The sequence below is a fragment of the Brevundimonas sp. RM1 genome (genome assembly GCF_052907225.1).
In genome coordinates this window covers 22,974-36,533 of record NZ_JBRERY010000016.1, presented here as the reverse complement: position 1 = coordinate 36,533, position 13,560 = coordinate 22,974, and the positions used below count along the sequence as shown (strand labels likewise).

Annotated in this window: 11 protein-coding genes; 4 read left to right on the top strand and 7 right to left on the bottom strand. The window is 65.7% G+C overall.

The window, feature by feature from the left end:
* Nucleotides 1–69: 69 nt before the first annotated feature.
* Entirely contained in the window at nt 70–1,746 is a 1,677-nt protein-coding gene (locus ACU5AP_RS13095) for an FAD-binding dehydrogenase (RefSeq protein WP_128720146.1), read from the top strand.
* A gap of 45 nt (nt 1,747–1,791) precedes the next feature.
* Nucleotides 1,792–2,655, top strand: coding sequence for a bile acid:sodium symporter family protein (locus ACU5AP_RS13090; protein WP_128720147.1), 864 nt, complete (start codon nt 1,792–1,794; stop codon nt 2,653–2,655).
* Here ACU5AP_RS13090 and ACU5AP_RS13085 read toward each other — a convergent pair.
* The 6 genes from ACU5AP_RS13085 to ACU5AP_RS13060 all read right to left on the bottom strand — a co-directional run bounded on the left by ACU5AP_RS13085 (nt 2,652) and on the right by ACU5AP_RS13060 (nt 11,131).
* Nucleotides 2,652–4,382: an AMP-binding protein gene (locus ACU5AP_RS13085; protein WP_128720148.1), complete on the bottom strand. Its 1,731-nt coding sequence runs from the start codon at nt 4,380–4,382 to the stop codon at nt 2,652–2,654. The two genes, ACU5AP_RS13090 and ACU5AP_RS13085, sit on opposite strands and share 4 nt — an antisense overlap.
* Nucleotides 4,379–5,665, bottom strand: coding sequence for an acetyl-CoA C-acetyltransferase (locus ACU5AP_RS13080; RefSeq protein WP_128720149.1), 1,287 nt, complete (start codon nt 5,663–5,665; stop codon nt 4,379–4,381). The genes ACU5AP_RS13085 and ACU5AP_RS13080 overlap by 4 nt, the downstream gene beginning before the upstream one ends.
* Nucleotides 5,665–6,537 carry a MaoC family dehydratase gene (locus ACU5AP_RS13075; protein WP_223850857.1) on the bottom strand — a complete coding sequence of 291 codons (873 nt, stop codon included), beginning with the start codon at nt 6,535–6,537 and terminating at the stop codon, nt 5,665–5,667. Before ACU5AP_RS13075 ends, ACU5AP_RS13080 begins: the two co-directional genes overlap by 1 nt.
* A 20-nt stretch (nt 6,538–6,557) precedes the next feature.
* On the bottom strand, nt 6,558–7,868 hold the full coding sequence (locus tag ACU5AP_RS13070) for a 3-oxoacyl-ACP reductase (protein WP_128720150.1): 1,311 nt from the start codon (nt 7,866–7,868) through the stop codon (nt 6,558–6,560).
* Nucleotides 7,868–10,240 carry an acyl-CoA dehydrogenase gene (locus ACU5AP_RS13065; protein WP_128720151.1) on the bottom strand — a complete coding sequence of 791 codons (2,373 nt, stop codon included), beginning with the start codon at nt 10,238–10,240 and terminating at the stop codon, nt 7,868–7,870. The genes ACU5AP_RS13070 and ACU5AP_RS13065 overlap by 1 nt, the downstream gene beginning before the upstream one ends.
* Nucleotides 10,241–10,345: 105 nt before the next feature.
* The gene (locus ACU5AP_RS13060) at nt 10,346–11,131 is read right to left on the bottom strand and encodes a Coq4 family protein (RefSeq protein ID WP_052748087.1); all 786 of its coding nucleotides are present in this window, start codon (nt 11,129–11,131) and stop codon (nt 10,346–10,348) included.
* A 62-nt stretch (nt 11,132–11,193) separates the two neighbouring features.
* Here ACU5AP_RS13060 and ACU5AP_RS13055 point away from each other — a divergent pair, with 62 nt between their 5' ends.
* Nucleotides 11,194–11,814, top strand: a complete 621-nt coding sequence (locus ACU5AP_RS13055; RefSeq protein ID WP_128720152.1) for a TetR/AcrR family transcriptional regulator — start codon at nt 11,194–11,196, stop codon at nt 11,812–11,814.
* A 136-nt stretch (nt 11,815–11,950) separates the two neighbouring features.
* Here ACU5AP_RS13055 and ACU5AP_RS13050 read toward each other — a convergent pair whose 3' ends face one another.
* Nucleotides 11,951–12,709 (bottom strand): hypothetical protein, encoded by a 759-nt coding sequence (locus ACU5AP_RS13050; RefSeq protein WP_128720153.1) that lies wholly within the window; start codon nt 12,707–12,709, stop codon nt 11,951–11,953.
* A 131-nt stretch (nt 12,710–12,840) separates the two neighbouring features.
* On the opposite strand from ACU5AP_RS13050, the gene ACU5AP_RS13045 reads away from it, so the two are divergent.
* Nucleotides 12,841–13,446 carry an LOG family protein gene (locus tag ACU5AP_RS13045; protein WP_076222622.1) on the top strand — a complete coding sequence of 202 codons (606 nt, stop codon included), beginning with the start codon at nt 12,841–12,843 and terminating at the stop codon, nt 13,444–13,446.
* Nucleotides 13,447–13,560: the final 114 nt, after the last annotated feature.

Sequence of the window (13,560 nt, the reverse complement as noted above, 5' to 3'; positions counted from 1 at the left end):
AACTATTTTCCTTTCGCTAACATTATTGTTAGTAATGATGAGAGCGTATTATTTTTGGGGTGCAGGCCGATGAACACGGACATCGTTATAGTCGGCGGAGGATTGGCAGGGCTGGTCGCCGCACACGAGTTGACCCGCTCGGGCAAGTACGTCGCCCTGGTTGATCAAGAGAATGCCGCCAACCTAGGCGGTCAGGCATTCTGGTCCTTCGGCGGCCTGTTCCTGGTGAACTCGCCCGAGCAACGGCGGCTGGGCGTGCGTGACAGCTTCGACCTGGCGTGGCGCGACTGGCAAGGCAGCGCCGGCTGGGATCGCCTGGGCGCCCCCTTGGCTGAAGATGAGTGGGCTGTGCAATGGGGCCGCGCATACGTGGAATTCGCAGCCGGAGAAAAACGCAACTGGCTCAGTCGACACGACATCAAACTGACGCCCATGGTCGGCTGGGCCGAACGCGGCGCGGGCAAGGCGCTCGGTCACGGCAATTCCGTTCCGCGCTTCCATGTCGCCTGGGGCACGGGAACCGGCGTATCCGAACCGTTCGCCTGTCGTGCGCGAGAGGCGGCCAAGTCTGGTCGACTGGTCTTCTATCATCGCCATCGCGTCGATCATTTGCTGGTCGAGGCCGGACGCGTGAAGGGGGTGTCCGGCGTGACTCTGGCGCCCGACGACGCGGCGCGAGGCGCCCCCTCCAATCGTCAGGTCATCGGCGACTTCACCCTGAAAGCCGACGCCGTGATCCTGGCGACCGGCGGCATCGGCGGCAACCATGAGATGGTCCGGCGCTATTGGCCCGAGCGGCTGGGCGCGCCGCCGGCACGCATGATCACCGGCGTGCCCGCCCATGTGGATGGGCGGATGCTGGACATCGCGGCCAGGGCTGGCGCGCGACTCGTGAACCGGGACCGCATGTGGCACTATGTGGAGGGTGTGCGGAACTGGGCGCCGATCTGGCCCGACCATGCGATCCGCATCCTGCCGGGACCGTCGCCTCTGTGGTTCGACGCCCTGGGGCGGCGCCTGCCCTTCCCGGCCCTGCCCGGCTACGACACCATCGCCACGCTGAAATATCTGCGGACCACTCCTGATCTGGCTGAGCATGACCACTCCTGGTTCATCGTCACCGAGACCATGCTGGCCAAGGAGTTCGCCCTGTCGGGCTCGGAGCAGAACCAGGACATCACCAACCGCAACCTGCTGGGCGTCTTGCGTTCGCGCCTGGGCAAAGCCGCGCCTCGAGAAGTCGTCGCCTTCCGCGACAAGGGCGCCGACTTCGTGGTCGCCGACGATCTGGAGGCATTAGTCGGGAAGATGAACGGCCTGACCGACAGACCGCTGCTGGACGCCGCCCTGATCCGCGCCCAGATCGAGGACCGCGACGCCCAGACGGCCAATCCCTACGCCAAGGATGCGCAAGTTCAGGGCATTCACAACAGCCGGCGCTATCGCGGCGACCGCTGGGCGCGCACCTCGATGCCGCACAGGGTGCTGGACCCGACGGCCGGGCCGCTGATCGGGGTCAAGCTGCACATCCTGACGCGCAAGTCTCTGGGCGGACTGCAGACGGATCTCTCCAGCCGCGTGCTAACGCCGGACGGAACGCCGCTGGAAGGACTCTACGCCGCAGGCGAAGCTGCGGGCTTCGGCGGCGGCGGATTGCATGGTTACAATGCGCTGGAGGGCACCTTCCTGGGCGGCTGCATATTCTCGGGACGGGCGGCGGGGCGCGCGCTGGCGGGCCAGGCCTAAGAGGGACAATCGCGCCGCCATCTGGCGCACGGGGAGAAACGACGCATGGATTCCGCAATGGCCACCATCGGCCTGCCCGTCGCGCTGGGCATCATCATGTTCGGCCTGGGCCTCGGACTGACGCCCGCAGACTTCGCCCGCGTGGCCCAGAGGCCCAAGGCAGCCGGCGTGGCCCTGGCCTGCCAGTTGCTGTTGCTTCCGGTCATTTGCTTCGGGCTGGTGCTGCTGTTCCGCCTGCCGCCCGTCCTGGCGGTCGGCATGATGCTGCTGGCCGCCTCCCCCGGCGGGACGACGGCCAATCTCTACAGCCATTTGTTCCGGGGTGATGTGGCGCTGAACATCAGCCTGACGGCCATCAACTCGGTCATCGCCGTGGTGACCTTGCCGGTCGTGGTCAATCTGGCGATCGCCTTCTTTCAGCCGGGCGACCTGCATGTCGGCCTGCAGTTCAGGAAGACGATCGAGGTCTTCATGATCGTGCTGGCTCCGGTGGCGCTGGGGATGCTGGTGCGCGGATGGCGGCCCGCCTTCGCGGCCGCCATGGACAAGCCGGTGCGCATCGCCTCCATTCTGATCCTAGTGCTGGTCATCGTCGGCGCCGCCGCCTCCAGCTTCGATGTGTTGATGAGCCAGATCGGCAACCTAGCGGGCATCACCGTGGCCTTCTGCCTCCTCAGCCTGGGCGTCGGCTACGGCGTGCCGCGCCTGCTCAGGATCGAGCGCCCGCAAGCCGTCGCCAGCGCCTTCGAAGTCGGGCTGCATAACGCCACCCTGGCCATCGTCATCGCCCAATCCGTGCTGAACAGTTCTGAGATGACGCTGCCCGGCGCCGTTTATGGCGTACTGATGTTCCCGCTGGCGGCGGCCTTCGGCTTCCTGATCACGCGCGGGAAGACCGAACCCGCCTAATCCCGCAGTTCACGGCGCAGCACCTTGCCGACATTGGTCTTGGGCAAAGGCTCGTCGCGGAAGATGATGATGCGAGGGACTTTATAGGCCGTCAGCCGCTCGCGGCAGTGGGCGACGATCATCGCCTCCGTCAGTTCGGGCGAGCGCGGCACGATGACGACCTTGATCCGCTCGCCCTGAACCGGATCAGGAACGCCGACAGCGGCTACCTCGTCCACCAGGGGGTGGGCCGCCACCACATCCTCGACCTCGTTCGGATAGACGTTGAAGCCGGACACCAGGATCATGTCTTTGATCCGGTCGACTAGCCGCACCCGGCCGTCCGCCTGCATAACGCCCACGTCGCCTGTCGCCAGCCAGCCATCAAGCGTCAGAACCTTGGCCGTCTCCTCCGGTCGGTTCCAATAGCCGCGCATGACCTGGGGGCCGCGCACGTATAGTTCGCCCGGCTCGTCGATCCCGCACCAACTTCCGTCGTCACGACGCATCCGCACCTCGGTAGAAGGCACAGGAAGCCCGACCGTGCCGTCGAAGCCCATCGTCTCCGGCCGCTCGATATCCACATAGCCGATGCAGACCACCGGCGAGGTTTCGGTCAGGCCATAGCCTTCGATCAGCGGCGCGCCGGTCACGCTCTGCCAAGCCTCGGCCACCGACGCCTGAGTCGCCATGCCCCCGGCCACGGTCAGGCGCAGATCCGAGAAGTCGCGATCACGGAAGGCCTCATTCTTGAGCAACCCGGCGAACAGGGTGTTGAGGCCGGTAAAGGCCGCGAACCGCTCCTTCCTCAGCACCCACTCTACCCGCTTCGCATCGCGCGGATTAGCGATCAGGATGTTGCGTCCGCCCACGCCCACGAACATCAGCAGGTTCGCCGTCAGGGAGAAGATATGATAGAGCGGCAGCATGGTGACATTGCCCACCACCTGATCCTCAGGGATCTGGGCCATGATCCAGGCGCGCCCCTGCAGAACATTGGCGATGATGTTCCGATGGGTCAGCATGGCTCCTTTGGCCACGCCAGACGTACCCCCCGTATATTGCAGGAAGGCGAGGTCTTCCGCCTTCGTCTTGACCGGCTTCAGCGACAGTCGCCGCGCCCGACGCATCACGGCGGGCCAGCGTTCAGCCTGCGGGACGCACCACTTAGGCACCAGCTTTTCGACATGGCGCAGCAGGGCGGTGATCGCCGTCCCCTTCACCGGCCCCATCATGTCGCCCATGGCCGTGACGACGACATGGCGGATGTCCGTCCCCACGATCGCCTGTTCAAGAGTGGCGGCGAACATTTCCATCACGACGATGGCGACCGCGCCGCTGTCCTTGAGCTGATGCTGCAACTCGCGCGGCGTGTAGAGCGGGTTGACGTTGACCACCACCGCCCCGGCGAACAGCACGCCGAACAGCGCCACCGGATACTGCAGGCAATTCGGCATCATCAACGCCACCCGGTCGCCGGGCCGCACGCCCTTGGCCTGCAACCAAGCCGCAAAAGCTCGCGCTTCCGAAAGCGTCCGCCCATAGGTCACGCCCGAACCCATGCTGACGAAGCCGACGCGGTCCGCATATTTTCGGGCGTCCGCCGCGAACAATTCGCCGACCGAGGACCACTGCGCCAATTCGTCGTCGATCGTCGCCGGCACGTCGGGTCGATAGGCGCGCGTCCAGAATCGCTCAGCCCACAGGCGATCGGCGTCGGTCTGCGTCACATCCAGCGCCACGCTCATTTCTCGATCACGGCGACGACGCCCTGCCCCCCGGCTGCGCAGATTGAAATTAGGCCGCGCCCCTTGCCCGCCCGGTTCAGCATGTGCGCCAGATTGCCCAGGATACGCCCGCCCGTCGCCGCGAACGGATGCCCCGCCGCCAGGGACGAGCCGTGGATGTTCAACCGCTCCCGGTCGATGGGGCCCGGCGCCCGATCTAGTCCCAGCCGGGTGCGCGCATAGTCGTCGCTTTCCCAAGCCTTGAGGGTGCAGAGCACCTGGGCGGCGAAGGCCTCGTGGATTTCATAGAAGTCGAAATCCTGAAGCGTCAGTTCCAGCTTAGCCAGCATTCGCGGCACGGCGTAGGCAGGCGCCATCAGCAGGCCTTCCTCGCCGCTGACGAAATCCACGGCCGCCGTCTCGCCTGCCCTTATCCAGGCCAGGATCGGCAGTCCCCGCGCCTTCGCCCATTCCTCGCTGGCCAACAGCACTGTCGAGGCGCCGTCCGTCAGCGGGGTGGAATTGGCGGCCGTCAGCGTGCCGTTCTCACGATCAAAGACCGGCTTCATCGCCGTGACCTTGGCCGGGTCAATATCAGGCCGCAGATTGTTGTCGCGCTTCAACCCGTTGAAGGGAGAGACCATCTCGTCGAACAGCCCCGCCTCATAGGCCGCCGACATATTGCGATGGCTGCGGATCGCCAGGGCGTCCTGCTCCTCGCGCGGGATGGCCCAGTGCTTGGCCATCAGCTCGCAATGCTCGCCCATCGACAGGCCCGTGCGCGACTCGGCGTTGCGCGGCGGCTCAGGCCGGAAGGGCGCAGTCAATCCCGCTCGCGACAGGGCCCCCAACCGGCCCAACATCGTTTTCTCACGGTTGGCGGCCAACAAGGCGCGGCGGAAACCTTCATTCAGAGCGATCGGCGCATCCGAAGTGGTGTCCACTCCGCCCGCAATCCCGACCTCGATCTGGCCCAGGGCGATCTTGTTGGCGACCAGTATGGCCGCCTCCAGGCCGGTGCCGCAGGCCTGCTGCACGTCATAGGCGGGCGTGTCGTGGCCCAGCGTCGTCCCCAGCACGCTTTCGCGCGTCAGAGCGATGTCCCGCGAGAGCTTAAGCACAGCGCCCGCCGCCACCTCGCCCAGCCGCAGGCCATGAAGGTCATAGCGGTCGATCAGGCCCTGCAGGGCTGCTGTCAACATGTCCTGGTTCGACGCCTCGGCGTAGGCGGTGTTTGACCGGGCGAAGGGAATACGATTGGCGCCGATGATGGCGACACGGCGTGGCGAGGACAGGGTCAGCATCAGACGATGATCTCCAATGGGGCCAGGGCGCTCAGGCGTCCTCGCATATGAAGGCGCTCGCCCGTCGGATCGCGCACCTCGAAATCGCGATGGTTCGGCGCCGTGAACAACGCCGCCGCGCCGGGCAGCAGCAGCGGAGTGCGGAAGGAAACCTCGATCTCGGCCGCCTCCAGCCCATCGGGCGGCGTCAGGGCGGCCAGCGCCCGCGCCTGGGTCCACATGCCATGGGCGATGGCGCGCGGAAAGCCGAACAGCCGCGCCCCAAGGGCAGAGGTATGAATAGGGTTGGCGTCCCCGGACACCCGCGCATATCGACGCCCCAGATCGCCAGGAAGCGACCAAGACTGATGCTGCGTCATTTTGGCCGCCGCTTCCATCTCCGGCGCCGCAGCGCCGCACCCAGCGCCGCCGCGCTTCAAATAAAGGCTCTCGGCCTCCCAGACGACCACGCCGTCCCGCCCCATCGTGGTCAGGATGCTGAACGCCTGCCCGCGCTCATGCGACATCAGGCGACCGAAGCGGACATGCGGACTCAACGCCTCGCCCGGCCTCAGCCTCGCATATTGGCGAATGCGGTTATGCAGGTGCACCAAACCCGCCAAGGGAAACGGAAAGTCCGAGCGCATCATCAGACGCAAATGCATCGGAAAGGCCAGGATGTGCGGCCAGGTCAGGGGCACGCCCTGAGCGGTCACGAAACCGCACAGCCGTCCGTAGGCTCCGATCGCATCGGCATCCAGACGCAGCGGCTGCGCCGCTAGTTCCGCCTTCGGTAGGTCGCAGCCCCCCGTTTCACCACGCAACACGCCCCGTATCGCGCCGCCCGCCAATTGCAGCATGGAGACCGGGGCGGCCGCCTCTGCTCCCCTCATCTTTTCGCCCTCCGCATCCGTCAGGCCCCAAGCAGGCTCTGACCGCAGACGCGCACCACTGCGCCGTTCACGCCGCCGTTGTCCGCCTCCGCCAGCCACAAGGCGGTCTCGGCCACGTCGATCGGCTGGCCGCCCTGCCCCATACTGTTCATCCGTCGTCCCGCTTCACGAATGGCGAAGGGGATGGCGGCGGTCATGCGAGTCTCGATAAAGCCTGGTGCAATGGCGTTGACGGTGATCGCGTCGCCCGCCTCGGCCGCCAGCCGCCGCACCGCGCCGATCCACGCCGCCTTGGACAGGGCGTAGTTGGACTGGCCCTTGTTCCCCGCGATGCCGCTGAGCGAGGACACCGCTAAGATCCGCCCGTTAGGTCGAATCAGCCGAGCGCCCAATAAGGCGCGTGTCAGAGTTAGCGGCGCACCCAGGTTGACGGCCATGACGCTATCCCACTCGGGCGCCGACATTCTGGCCAGCGTGCGATCACGCGTAATCCCTGCGTTGTGGATCACCGCATCATAGCCGTCCGCCACCCGCGCCGCCTCAACCAGACGTTCCGCCGCATCGGCCGCAGTAATGTCGACGCTTAACGCCTCGGCCCCGATCTGGGCGGCTAAAGCATGCAAGTCAGCCTGCGCGCCAGGCGCGTCAAGCGCGGTCACTGCACAGCCTTCGGCTGCGAACAGCCGCGCCATGGCCGCACCGATCCCGCGCGACGCGCCGGTGATCAGGACTCGCCTCCGGTCAGCGGAAATCGACGTAGACGCCGCCGCGCCGATCGTAATCACCTGGCCCGAAACATAGGCCGAGCGCGGCGACAGGAAGAAGCCCAAGCTGGACGCCGCGGCCTCTTCCGCGTCCGACGCGATCCGCAGAAGTTGCGCCGTCCCGCCCTCGCGCGCCTCCTTGGCCAGGGAGCGGACAAAGCCCTCCACTCCCCGCTGAACCGCCTCCCCCTCGGCGTCCGTCATGCTTTCGGGCGGTCGGCCGATCACCACCATGCGACCGCAAGGTCCAAGGCGGCGCACCGCCTCATGAAAGAAGCGATAGAGGTCCGCGGCGCCGGACGTCTGGTCGATGTCGGAGGCGTCGAAGATCAACCCGCCATAGCGCGCGCCTTCATCAGGCGTCGTATGAAGATCGACGCCCCACTGGCCCGCCAGTCGATGCAGAAGCGATGACAACCGCCCGCCGCCGCCCAGCAGCAGGGGGCCGACAGGCGACGCTCCGGCCTCAGCCCTGCGGCGCAACGGCAAGGGGCGCGGCAAACCCAGAGCACCGGTCAACCAGCCGCCCATACCGCTGTTGGCGAAGTCCAGATAACGATCCGACATCAGGCGGCCTGCCGCCCCTTGCCCGTCGTCCCGGGACGATCCGACGCCGCCTCACGACCGGCCAGCCCCTCCGCCAGGCCGAAGTCCTGCGGAAAGTCGTCGACCATGATCGCCTGGATCGCCACCTCGGCATAGCGCGCGATCAGCACGCTTTCATCGGCGTCGATCAAGCCTTGCATCTCGGCCTCTCGCGCCCAGTCCGCCAGTCGTGTGAGATCCTGCGGCGCGCGAGACAAGCGCCCGGTCCTGATCGCCGATTTCAGCCGCGCTTCGACAGCCTCCACCTGCGGATACAGGTCGAAGGCCACGAGGACGGCGGCGATGGGATCGACCTCCAGGCTGGCGCTCCACGATCCAGCCACCAGCCGATCTCGCGCAGGGCCATGGCGCTGGATCAAACCCGCGACCTCGGCGGCGCACTTGTCGCTGGGCGTCGGCGACTTCAGGCCGAACGGCGCCCCCGCCAGTTTCAGGAACAGGGCCGCGCCCCGGCTCGGGTGATTGGCCAGCAGGTCACGCCAGGCCGTCGTCGCACGGTTCAATGCGTCCTGCACCGCCCAATGAATGAAAGGCAGGTCTTCGGCCGGACGCCCCTCGTCCTCAAAACGCTTCAGCGCCGCCGACAGGATGAAAAGCTGGGACAGCATATCGCCCAGTCGCCCCGTCAGAGCGCCCTTGCGCTTCAAGGTGCCGCCGACCGTCGCCATCGAGACGTCCGAGGCCAACGCCAGCAGGGTCGAAAGCCGCGTCGCCTGTCTGTAATAACGACGCAATTCAGGTGCGGCGTCGCGCGGCGCCGTGATCAGCGCGCCGCCGGTCAGGCTGAACCCGACCGCCCGCGCCATATTGCCCAGCACGAAGCCGACATAGCCGAACAGGGCGCGATCAAACGCCTTCAAGTCCTGCACCTCGGCTGTCCGCATCATCGGCAGGACATAGGGATGGCAACGGATCGCGCCTTGGCCGTAGATGATCAAGGTGCGCGTCATGATGTTGGCGCCCTCGACTGTGATGGCGACCGGAATCTGCTGATAGGCGCGGGCCAGGAAGTTGCCAGGGCCCATGCAGACGCCCTTGCCTCCGATCACGTCCATGCCGTCATTGACGATAATGCGAGCGCGTTCGGTCACATGATATTTGGCGATGGCCGAGACGACCGAAGGCTTCTCGCCCTGATCCAGCGCCGCCGCCGCCAACCGCCGCACGGAGTCCGTAGCGTAAAGATGCCCCGCCATCCGAGCCAGGGCCTCCTGCACGCCCTCAAAGGCGCCGATCGGCTGGTTGAACTGGCGACGGATGGCGACATAGGCGCCGACCATGCCCACGGCCAGCTTGGACATCCCCACGTTCGAGGACGGCAGGGAGATGGCCCGACCCGCCGCCAGACACTCCATCAGCATCCGCCAGCCGGCGCCGACCTGCTCACGCCCGCCGATAACCATCTCCATCGGCACGAAGACATCATCGCCCTCGATCGGACCGTTCTGGAAGACAGCGTTCAGGGGCCAATGGCGCCGCCCGATCCGCACGCCCGGATGCTCGCGCGGGATCAGGACGCAGGTGATCCCCGGTTCATCGCCCTGATCCAGCAGGCCGTCGGGATCAACCGCACGGAAGGCCAGGCCGATCACCGTCGCGATGGGCGCCAGGGTGATGTAGCGCTTGCGCCAGGTGATGCGGAAGCCCAACGTCTCTCGCCCCTTCCACATGGCCTTGCAGACCACGCCGGTGTCGGTGATCGAAGCGGCGTCTGAACCCGCAAAGGGGTTAGTCAGGGCAAAGCAAGGAATCTCTTCCCCGCGCGCCAGTCGCGGCAGATAGTGGTTCTTCTGCTCTTCCGTGCCGTAGTGCAGCAGCAGTTCGGCCGGTCCGAGAGAGTTCGGCACCATCACCGACACCGCCGCCGCCGAACAGCGCGTCGACAGCTTCTGAATCACCTGGCTGTGGGCGTAGGCCGAAAAGCCCAGACCGCCGTAGGCCCTTGGGATGATCATGCCCAAGAACCCCTTGTCCCGCGCATAGGCCCACGCCTCAGGCGACAGATCCTGCCAGACGGCGGTGCTGTCCCAGTCGTTGGACAGGTCGCACAGCCGTTCGGTCTCTACGTCGAGAAAGGTCTGCTCTTCATCCGTAAGGCGTGGCGCAGGCGTCGCCAGCAGACGCTTCCAGTCCGGCCGTCCCGAGAACAACTCGGCGTCCCACCAGACGTTGCCGGACTCGATCGCCGCCTGCTCGGTCGCGCTCATACGCGGCATAATGCGACGAAACACGCTCATCACCGGGCGAGACAGCAAGGTGCGGCGTACAGGCCGGATAAGCAGCAACACCAGCAGGGCCGCGACAGCCGCGCCCGACACGATCCAAATCCACATGAACGATCCTTCCGCCCCAGCGACAGGCGAAGTCGCTCAGACTGTCTTCCATTGTCCTGAAAGGAGGAAACGCGGCCGCCCCGCCCGCGCTCCCTCGCTCGCGCCTCAGCCCTTGCCGCCCAGGTAGGCGTTTCGAACCGCCGCAGGCACGCGTTCGTAGACGTCCGGCCTGCGAATACGCAGGCGAAGCCGCGCCTGATCCAACGGTTCTGCGAGCAAGGCTTCGTAGTCCTGTCCCGGAAGCCAGGCCGCACGGCGCCCGTCGCGCCAGGCCTGAAACACCGCCCGGGCGCATGGATAGCCGGTGCGCGCTCGCGCGAACTGCACAGCGATCGCCGCCGCGATCAGGCCAAAGCCGGAGCTCCGCGTCTGCGGCAGAGAAAAGGCCACAACGCAGGCTTCGCCCAGAGCGTCGGTGTGATAGCCCGTCAACACGTGCCAGATGTCGTGCACGTCTCGCAGGCGTCGCCCGTACCAGGCGCGCGGATGCGCGGCTTCGATCTCGCTGTCCGTCACCTTGCGGCTTTCTTCAGCGAGGCCATAAGCGGAGAAATCCTGCGAGACGATGAAATCTAGATAGGCCGCCCCGACGCTGCCTGCCGGCATGGTCTTCAACCACTCCCGATCCTGCAGTCGGTCCGCCAATTCCAAACGGCGATACGCCTGAACGCCGCCTTCGGAGGAGTTCAGCAACTTCGCATAGCCCCAGTCCACAGAACGTCCCGCCAAGGCGTTCATGATCTCGAACACCTGTTCGGTGTCATCCTTGTCCGCCACCAGCCGACGTATCGCGCGCGCTGCACGAACGGGCTGAACTCTACGTTTCAGCGTACGAGAGGCTTCGCGAAAGCCCGTTATGGCTCCACTATCATCAAGCGCCGTCGCGACCATGGCTTGCAGTCTCCTTGGACGACTCGTAAGACACGTTACCTACATGGATGTCATTTACATAAATGTCAATTAAAATCGCTGATAAGCCGCGCCGCAGACGGCGATCGCCCGAGGAAGCCCGCCGCGAAGCCTTGGCGTCAGCGCGCGACCTCCTGCTCTCCGGCGGACCGAACGCCGTGACCCTGGCTGCGGTCGCGGGAGAAATAGGCGTCACCCACGCCAATCTGATCCACCATTTCGGCTCAGCCGCCGGACTGCAGTCGGCGCTCATGGGCTCAATGGTCGCCGATCTCAACGACGCCTTGGACGCCGCAGTCGCCAGGCTTCGGACAGACGAAGGCGCTCCATTGGAGCTCATCAACGCCGTCTTCGACGCCTTTTCGACCGGCGGCGCAGGCCGACTGGCGGCCTGGATCGCATTGTCTGGAGACCTGTCCCATCTCGAACCCGTTCGAGAGGCCGTTCAGAATTTGGTTGTCGCCATCCAGGAAAAGATCGGCCTGGGCGGCGATCGATCAGACGAGATCATCGGCTCGGCCGTTCTCTTCATTGCGCTCAGCGCATTCGGCGAAGCGATGATCGGCGACCCTTTACGGGAGATGCTGGGTCAATCGGACGATGCCAGCCGCCGCGTCGTGGCCAGCTTGCTGCCTGCCTTCCTCACCATGCATCCACGCACGTGAGATCAAAAGAAAGCCCGACGCAATGAGCATCGGGCCGAAAGTCGTTTGGTGATGGTGGGTGTCCTCGAAGAAAGAAGACTGCCCCTTGATCAACCGGTTTGGTTAATGCCGCATTAACGACGATCAGGCCTGAAATTCATGCGCCTGCATCAGGAAACCAGGTCGTCTGGCGCGCAGCGCCTGACAACTGGCGTGTGACCCGCCACCCTTCTCCTGCTCGCTCAACCCGATCAGGGGACGCGCCAGGGCCCGGATAGCGGAATATCCGCCCCTCTACCTCGATATCGCTCGCGCGATCTCCCACAGCAGGAACGACAACGCTCCAACGACCATGCGAATCCGCCACGCCCTGGGCCGTTCCTCCTCCGGCTTGGACCGCGACTTTTCGGCCAGGGTCAGCGCGGCCCGAGGCGATCAGACCGCGACCGTCGCCGTCCAAGGCGTCCAAGGTCGGTCCTGGCGTCAGGCGCAGGCTGGCGCCGCCGTCGGTCAACAAGGCGGCCAGACGCCCGCCTTCCCCGACCACCAGCAGACGTTGCGGTCCCGGCGTCGTCGCCTGCCCGATCTGGATCTCAGGCGTCAGAATCTGCCCGACCGCGGCAGGACCGACATGCAGCTCGAATCGCCCCTGCGCATCCGCGGCGGCGGCCACAGCAGAACCATCAGCGCCGCTGAGGATCACGCGCGCGCCAGGCGCGGCTTCTCCTCGCACCAAGACGCCTCCAGACGCCTGGGACAACACGCTGGTGATGCGCGGCGTCGCCATCCAGTCGCCGTCCTGCACTTCGGCCGTATCGGCTTCCGCATCGCTCTTGGGAGCGCCGCACGCCGAAAGCGCCGTCGCCAATCCCAGCGCCAGGCTCAAACTCAGTCGCAGGCCGATCCTTCGTTCCATCCTGTCCCGCATCGCTATAAGGCTGTGTGTCCAGATAGACGGCTCCGTTCGCTTGGCCCAGCCCCTTCAACCCGGCCCGCTTGGCGCTCCCCGCCTGTCTTCACTTGCCGCCCGAGGTCACCAAAGGTTCCATGTCCCTGCCCTCCGTCAACATCGCCCCGTTCGAGGGCCAATCCGTCTGCCTGTTCTGCGGCTCTTCCGACGGGACCGACCCGCGCTACATCCAGGCGGCCGCGGAGTTCGGCAAGGCTGTAGCCGAGGCGGGTTGGCGCTTCGTCTATGGCGGCGGCGGCGTGGGCCTGATGGGCGCTTCGGCTCGCGCAGCGCATGAAGCCGGCGGCCGCGTCGTCGGCATCATGCCCGCCTTCCTGCGCAGCCGTGAACGCCTGTTCGACGATGTGGAGACGATCGTCGTCACCTCCATGCACGAGCGCAAGCAGCTGATGTACGACGAATCCGACGTCTTCGTCGTCGCGCCCGGCGGCGTCGGCACGCTGGAAGAGGTCGTGGAGCTGCTGTCGTGGAAGCGGCTGGACCTGCACGCCAAACCCGTCATCTTCCTGAATCTGGACGGTTTCTGGGACGGCTTCTTCACCCTGATCGAACATACGGTCGAAAAGGGCATGACGCCGGCCAGCTTCCTGGAGGCCTATGTCAGCGTCGATTCGGTCGAGGGCGCGATCGAAGCCATGAAATCAGCTCAGGACACGCCCCACTTGCAACATGATCGTCGGTAAGTAAACGTGCGTCAGTAACGCCGGTCCGTCAGGCGAGAAGCTGGATTGACAGTTTTCTTAAAAAACGGCCTATGGCGATGCTGGGCGTGCGCCCCACCCTTATCGGAGACTGTT

Bases quoted from the DNA above. Each gene is read 5' to 3' on its own strand.
- ACU5AP_RS13095 (WP_128720146.1), top strand. From the start codon at position 70: ATGAACACGGACATCGTTATAGTCGGCGGAGGATTGGCAGGGCTGGTC.
- ACU5AP_RS13090 (WP_128720147.1), top strand. From the start codon at position 1,792: ATGGATTCCGCAATGGCCACCATCGGCCTGCCCGTCGCGCTGGGCATC.
- ACU5AP_RS13085 (WP_128720148.1), bottom strand. From the start codon at position 4,382: ATGAGCGTGGCGCTGGATGTGACGCAGACCGACGCCGATCGCCTGTGG.
- ACU5AP_RS13080 (WP_128720149.1), bottom strand. From the start codon at position 5,665: ATGCTGACCCTGTCCTCGCCACGCCGTGTCGCCATCATCGGCGCCAAT.
- ACU5AP_RS13075 (WP_223850857.1), bottom strand. From the start codon at position 6,537: ATGAGGGGAGCAGAGGCGGCCGCCCCGGTCTCCATGCTGCAATTGGCG.
- ACU5AP_RS13070 (WP_128720150.1), bottom strand. From the start codon at position 7,868: ATGTCGGATCGTTATCTGGACTTCGCCAACAGCGGTATGGGCGGCTGG.
- ACU5AP_RS13065 (WP_128720151.1), bottom strand. From the start codon at position 10,240: ATGTGGATTTGGATCGTGTCGGGCGCGGCTGTCGCGGCCCTGCTGGTG.
- ACU5AP_RS13060 (WP_052748087.1), bottom strand. From the start codon at position 11,131: ATGGTCGCGACGGCGCTTGATGATAGTGGAGCCATAACGGGCTTTCGC.
- ACU5AP_RS13055 (WP_128720152.1), top strand. From the start codon at position 11,194: ATGTCAATTAAAATCGCTGATAAGCCGCGCCGCAGACGGCGATCGCCC.
- ACU5AP_RS13050 (WP_128720153.1), bottom strand. From the start codon at position 12,709: ATGGAACGAAGGATCGGCCTGCGACTGAGTTTGAGCCTGGCGCTGGGA.
- ACU5AP_RS13045 (WP_076222622.1), top strand. From the start codon at position 12,841: ATGTCCCTGCCCTCCGTCAACATCGCCCCGTTCGAGGGCCAATCCGTC.